This is a genomic window from Micromonospora sp. NPDC051924, assembly GCF_055586005.1.
This window is the reverse complement of the sequence record NZ_JBVJJA010000018.1, coordinates 130,279-136,278: the sequence shown is the minus strand read 5'-3', so window position 1 is coordinate 136,278 and position 6,000 is coordinate 130,279. Positions and strand designations below refer to the sequence as shown.

Below are 6,000 nucleotides of genomic sequence, written 5' to 3'. Positions count from 1 at the left end.
CCCCCCCCCCCCCCCCCCCCCCCCCCCCCCCCCCCCCCCCCCCCCCCCCCCCCCCCCCCCCCCCCCCCCCCCCCCCCCCCCCCCCCCCCCCCACCGCTCTCAGGGAGGATGCCTCGGATCACGCCACGCCGGCGGGAGGGGACACGCAGCCGGGCACCGACGACGTTGGCTCCAGCACCACCGGTCGCCCGGCGGCGCAGTTGGCGCTACTCCCGCCGCCTCACGCCGTCGCTCCGGTGATGTCGTTGACGCAGCGCAGCACCGGGCGGCGGGTCAGGGCGGCGGGGTCGAGCGGGACGTCCGCGCGCACGGTGAACGCCGCCGAATCGCCCGGCAGCAGGGTGACGAGAGCCTGATCCACCTCCGCCGACGGGTGCAGCCGGTCCGGGAAGAGAGTCAGGTCGCGCAGCACCGTCCGGGCGGTCACCTGGACCAGTTGACCGCCGTCGACCGGCTCGACCGTCGCGTCCAGCTCCGCCGCCGGCCACTCGATCTCCCGGTCCTCCGCGAAGAACCACAGCGCCCGCTCCGTCGCGTCCCAGGGCTCCGCGACCAGCAGCTCCCGCCGGGCCTCGTCCGGCCGCGCCAGCTCCGAAGACAGCGCCAGCACCACCGAGGAGTACGCGGGGACGTCGAGGTCGACCGAGGTCTTCGCCCTCGGCTCCCCGGCCAGCGTGAGCCGGGTGACCGTGGCCGGCGCCTGCCACGGCACGCCGGTCTCGTTGACCGCGACCAGCGCCAGCCCGCCGTCCCACGGCTGCACGGTGAGCAGCCGGCCGGCGTACGCGCGGCGCAGCGCGTACCAGAGCGGCTTGCGCCGGCCGTCGCCGTCCACCGCCGCCCACGAGGTGACCGGCCAGCAGTCGTTGAGCTGCCAGACGATGGTGCCCATGCAGACCGGCCGATGGGAGCGGAAGTGCTCGACGCCGAGCTGGATGGCCCGGGCCTGGTTGAGCTGGGTGAGGTAGTGCCAGTCGTCGAAGTCGGCGGGCGCCGGCAGGTGGGCCTCCAGGCCGCGCTGGAGCTTCCGGTCCCCGTCGATCGCCTTCTGGTGGTGGGCCATCCCCGGCGAGTCGGGGGCGAGCGGCTCGTCCGAGAGGGCCCGCCGCAGGGTCGCGTACGCCGGGGGCGCCTGATAGCCGAACTCGGCCACGAAACGCGGCACGTACTCCCGGTACTTCGGGTAGTCGTCGGTGTTCCAGACGTCCCAGATGTGCATGGTGCCGTGCGCCGGATCGTTGGGGTGGAGCTCCTCGCTGCCTGACCAGGGGCTGCCCGGCCAGTACGGCCGGGTCGGGTCCAGTTCCCCGACGATCGCGGGCAGCAGCTCCAGGTAGTAGCCCCGACCCCAGGTCCGGCCCGCGAGCGGCTCCTGCCAGTCCCAGTCGTGCCAGCCCCAGATGTTCTCGTTGTTGCCGGTCCAGAGCACCAGCGACGGGTGGCCGGCGAGCCGGCTGACCTGCTCCCGGGCCTCCGCCTCGACCTCGGAGCGGAACGGCTCCTCCTCGGGGTACGCGGCGCAGGCGAAGAGGAAGTCCTGCTGCACCAGCAGGCCGAGGTCGTCGGCGAGCTCGTAGAAGTCCGCCGACTCGTACCGACCGCCGCCCCAGACCCGGAGCAGGTTGACGTTCGCCCCGACCGCCTGGGTGAACCGGTCGGCCAGCCGCTGCCGGGTGACCCGGTTGGGGAACGCGTCGTCGGGGATCCAGTTGACGCCCTTGACGAAGACCGGCACGTCGTTGACGTGCAGGGTGAACGCGGAGCCGTGCGCGTCGGGGGCGGTGTCCAGGCGTACCGAGCGGAAGCCGATCCGGCGGGACCAGCCGTCCAGCGCCCGGCCGTCCTCCGCGCGGAGGGTCACCTCGAGGTCGTACAGCGGCTGCTCGCCGTACCCGGCGGGCCACCACAGCTCGGGGTCGCGGACGGTGAGCGTCGCCGCGGCCGCGCGCTCCCCCGCCGGCACGGTGACCTCGACGGCCGCGCCGGCCACGGCGGCGTGCACGGTCAACGGGGTGTCCACCACCCGCTCGACCTCGACGTGCAGCTCCACCCGGCCGACGCCGCCGGCGACGGTGACCAGCGGGCGGACGCCCGCCAGCCGGGCGGCCGACCAGGCGTGCAGCCCGATGTCCTGCCAGATGCCGGCGGTGACCACGGTCGGTCCCCAGTCCCAGCCGAAGTTGCAGGCGGTCTTGCGGATGAAGTGGAACGGCTCCGGGTACGCGTTGGGCCGGTCACCGAGCCGCTCCCGGTGCGCCTCGGCGTACCGGTACGGCGAGTCGAAGCGGACGGTCAGCGTGTTGTCGCCGGCTCGCAGCAGTGACCCGACGGCGAACCGGTAGCCGCGGTGCTGGTTCTCGGTGCGCCCGACCACGACGCCGTTGAGGGTGACCGTGGCAACCGTGTCCAGGCCGGCGCAGACCAGGTCCACCCGGTCGTCGTCGCCGGGCTGCCAGCCGAAGGTGGTCTCGTAGACCCAGTCGGTCCGCCCGATCCAGGTGAGCCGGTTCTCGTTGTCATCGAGGTACGGGTCGGGGATGAGGCCGGCGGCCAGCAGGTCGGTGTGCACGCAGCCGGGCACGGTGGCCGGGACCGCCTGGTCGGCGACCTCCGGCGGCACCTGCGGACCGGGTACGGCCCGCAGCACCCAACCCTCGTGCAACGCGTGACGGCTCAAGACTTCACCGCGCCTTCCATGATTCCCCGGACGATCTGGCGTCCACCGATGAACAGCATGACCAACAGGGGGACGGTCGCGATGAACGCCCCCGCCAGCACCCGCCGGTAGATCACATAGTTGCCGCTGGCCAGGTCGGAGACCGCCACCATCGAGGTCGGGAAGTCGGTGCCGCTCAGCGTGATCAGTGGCCACTGGAAGTCGTTCCAGGTGGCCACGAAGGTGAGCAGGCCGAGCACCGCCAGGGCCGGGCGGATCGCCGGCAGCACGATGTTGCCGTACACCCGCATGGTGGTGGCGCCGTCCATCCGGGCCGACTCGACCAGCTCGTCCGGGACGGTGTTGACGATGAACTGCCGCATGTAGAACACGCCGAACGCGGTGACCAGGCCGGGCGCGATCACCGCGAGCAGGGTGCCGTTCCAGCCGAGCTTGCCCATCACGATGTAGAGCGCCACGATGCCGAGCTGGTTGGGCACGGTCAGGGTGAGCACCACGAAGAGCATCAGCGCGTTGCTGCCCCGGAAGCGCAGCTTGGCGAAGGCGAACCCGGCCAGCGAACAGAAGAAGAGCACCGAGGCGGTCACCACGGTCGAGACGATGACGCTGTTGACCAGCGAGGCCGCGAAGTAGACGTCCTGGAGGGAGAAGACCTCGTCGACGTTGGTCAGGAACTGGTCGCCCGGGACGATCGCCGGCGGCAGCTTGGCGAGCGCCTCGTCGTTGCTGGTCGCGATGACGAACATCCAGTACAGCGGGAACGCGGCGAACAGCAGGGTCACCGCGAGGAACAGGTAGGTCCAGAACCCGGCCGCGGTGTCCTGCGGGGCCCGGGCCATCAGCCGCGGCTTGCGGCGCGCCGGGGTGACGGCGGTCATTTGCGACCTCCGGACAGTCGGTTCGTCACCAGGTAGTTGATGCCGGCGACGATCAGGATGATCAGGAACAGGGCCCAGGACATCGCGGCGGCGTAGCCGAGGTTGAGGTCCTTCCAGCCGACCTTGTAGATGAGCTGGGCGATGGTCTGCCACTCGCCGTCGGGGCCACCGGTGGCGGCCTGCGCGTTCGGGTCGAAGAGCATCGGCTCGGTGAAGAGCTGGAGCCCGCCGATGGTGGAGAGGATGACCGTGAACAGCACGACCGGCTGGATCATCGGCACGGTGATCCGCCAGAGCTGCTTCCACGGGCCGGCGCCGTCGATCGCGGCCGCCTCGTAGACGTCGCGCGGGACGGACTGCATCGCGGCCAGGTAGAGCAGGGCGTTGTAGCCGATCCACTTCCAGTTGACCATCGTGGCGACGGCGATCCAGGCGTGCAGCTTGTCGGCCCGCCAGTCGATCGGGGCGTCCGGACCGCCGAGGCCGAACAGGCCGAGCACCCAGTTGGCCATGCCGAAGTCGCGGGAGAAGAAGACGCTGAACACCATCGTCGAGGCGACGATCGGCGTGACGTACGGCAGCAGCACGCCCACCCGCCACCAGGTCTGCGCCCGCAGCTTGCGGTTGAGCAGCGAGGCGACCACGAGGGCGAGCAGCAGTTGCGGCACCGAGGAGAGCAGGAAGATTCCGAAGGTGTTGTAGAGGGCGTTCCAGAAGTCGTCGTCGCCGAAGAGCTTGCTGAAGTTCTCGAAGCCGGCCCAGTACGGCAGCGTCGGGTCGTCGAGTCGGTAGTTGCGCAGCGAGACCACGGCGTTGAACAGCAGCGGGAAGAGCCCGAACACGATGAAGAGCAGGAAGAACGGCGCGATCATCAGGTACGGCATGTAGCGCATGTCGAAGCGGTACAGCCGGTCGCGCCAGGTCAGCCGCCGGTCGTCGCCCCCGGAGCGACCGCGCTTCGGCGCGGATCGGTGGCTCGACGCGGGCGCGGCACGGGTGGTGGACATCGGATCACTCCAGGGCCGAGGTGGGTGACGGGTGAGGCGGTGACGGAGCGGGCCGGCGCCCGCCCCGTCACCGGCGGTACGTCAGGAGGTGGCGGCCTTCTCGGCCTGCTTGACCGCCTCGCCCCAGGCGGCGTCCGGCTTCAGGCTCCTGTTCTGCACCCGGGTGATGACGTTCTCGACGGCGACCCGGGTCGGGCCGTTCTTCTTGCCGAGGTACTGCGGGGTGAGACCCTGCGCCATCTTCGGGAAGATCTGCCCGACCGGGGCGTTGTTGAAGAACGGGTTCTTGAAGTCCGCGATCGCCGGGTCGGCGTAGAGCGCCGGCTGCGAGGGCAGGTTGCCGACCTTCTTGAAGATCTCGATCTGCTGCTCCGGTTGGACCAGCCACTCCAGCAGCTTGTACGCCTCGTCGACGTGCTTGCCCTGCTTGGGGATGGTCAGGAACGAGCCGCCCCAGTTGCCGCCACCGCCGGGCACCGCCGCGATGTCCCACTTGCCCTGGGTGCCGGGCGCGGTGTCCTTGATGTGGCCGAGCATCCACGCCGGGCAGGCGAGCACGGCGAAGGAGCCGCTGGTGAAGCCCTTGTCCCAGTCGGCCTGGAAGCTGGCGAGGTTGGCCGACAGGCCGGACTGGATGGCCTTGACGGTGTAGTCGAAGGCGACCTTGGGGCCGCCGTCCATCTGGAGTTGGTCCTGCTCGTTGAAGAAGCCGACCGGCTGCTGGCCGAGGATCGGGTTGAACAGGTTGGTGCCCGAGTCGATGAACTTCTTCTTGCTCTTGGCGGTGTACTGCTGGCCGACCTCGATGAACTTGTCCCAGGTGGGCCAGAGCGCGGAGACCTGGTCGCGGTCGGCAGGCAGGCCGGCGGCCTTGAACAGGTCGGTCCGGTAGCACATGGCCAGGCTGCCGACGTCGGTGCCGAGGCCGATCTGGGTCTTGCCGTCGGCCGACAGCGACTGCTTCCACTTCCAGGGCAGGTACTTGCTCTCGTACGAGCCGGCGCCCTTGTCCAGCAGGTTGACGAACTTGTCGGACTGGCTGCGGAACTGGACCATGAAGCCCTCGTCGATCGCCGCGATGTCCGGCGCGCCGTTGCCGGCGACGAGCTTCTTCTGCAGGTCCTCGTGCTGGGCGTTGTACTCGCCCGAGTTCAGCTGGATCTTGATGTTCGGGTGCGCGGCCTCGTATTTGGTCTTGAGGTCGGTCAGGCCGAAGTCACCCCAGAAATTGATCTTCAAGGTGATCTGACCGCCGGCCGCGTCCGAGCCGCCGGTGGTGCTCCTGCCACTGCACGCCGCGACCATGACCAGGCTGACGGCACCCACGGCGGCCGCCCGGGCCCAGTGCGTCCAGGACCGTTTCATGTCATCCTCCGCGCCAAATGGGAACGCTCCCGGGATCGAGAGACGTTGACTGAACCGGATAAGTGAGCACACC

At 70.2% G+C, this 6,000-nt stretch carries 4 protein-coding genes; all 4 read right to left on the bottom strand.

The window, feature by feature from the left end; all coding sequences use genetic code 11:
• Positions 1–220: 220 nt before the first annotated feature.
• On the bottom strand, positions 221–2,677 hold the full coding sequence (locus ACZ6S5_RS16875; RefSeq protein ID WP_466001285.1) for a glycoside hydrolase family 2 protein: 2,457 nt from the start codon (positions 2,675–2,677) through the stop codon (positions 221–223).
• On the bottom strand, positions 2,674–3,516 hold the full coding sequence (locus ACZ6S5_RS16870) for a carbohydrate ABC transporter permease (protein ID WP_466001291.1): 843 nt from the start codon (positions 3,514–3,516) through the stop codon (positions 2,674–2,676). The genes ACZ6S5_RS16875 and ACZ6S5_RS16870 overlap by 4 nt, the downstream gene beginning before the upstream one ends.
• Positions 3,517–3,551: 35 nt before the next feature.
• On the bottom strand, positions 3,552–4,562 hold the full coding sequence (locus ACZ6S5_RS16865) for a carbohydrate ABC transporter permease (RefSeq protein ID WP_466001283.1): 1,011 nt from the start codon (positions 4,560–4,562) through the stop codon (positions 3,552–3,554).
• 81 nt (positions 4,563–4,643) lie between these two features.
• Positions 4,644–5,927 carry an ABC transporter substrate-binding protein gene (locus ACZ6S5_RS16860; RefSeq protein WP_466001281.1) on the bottom strand — a complete coding sequence of 428 codons (1,284 nt, stop codon included), beginning with the start codon at positions 5,925–5,927 and terminating at the stop codon, positions 4,644–4,646.
• Between the last annotated feature and the right edge of the window lie 73 nt (positions 5,928–6,000).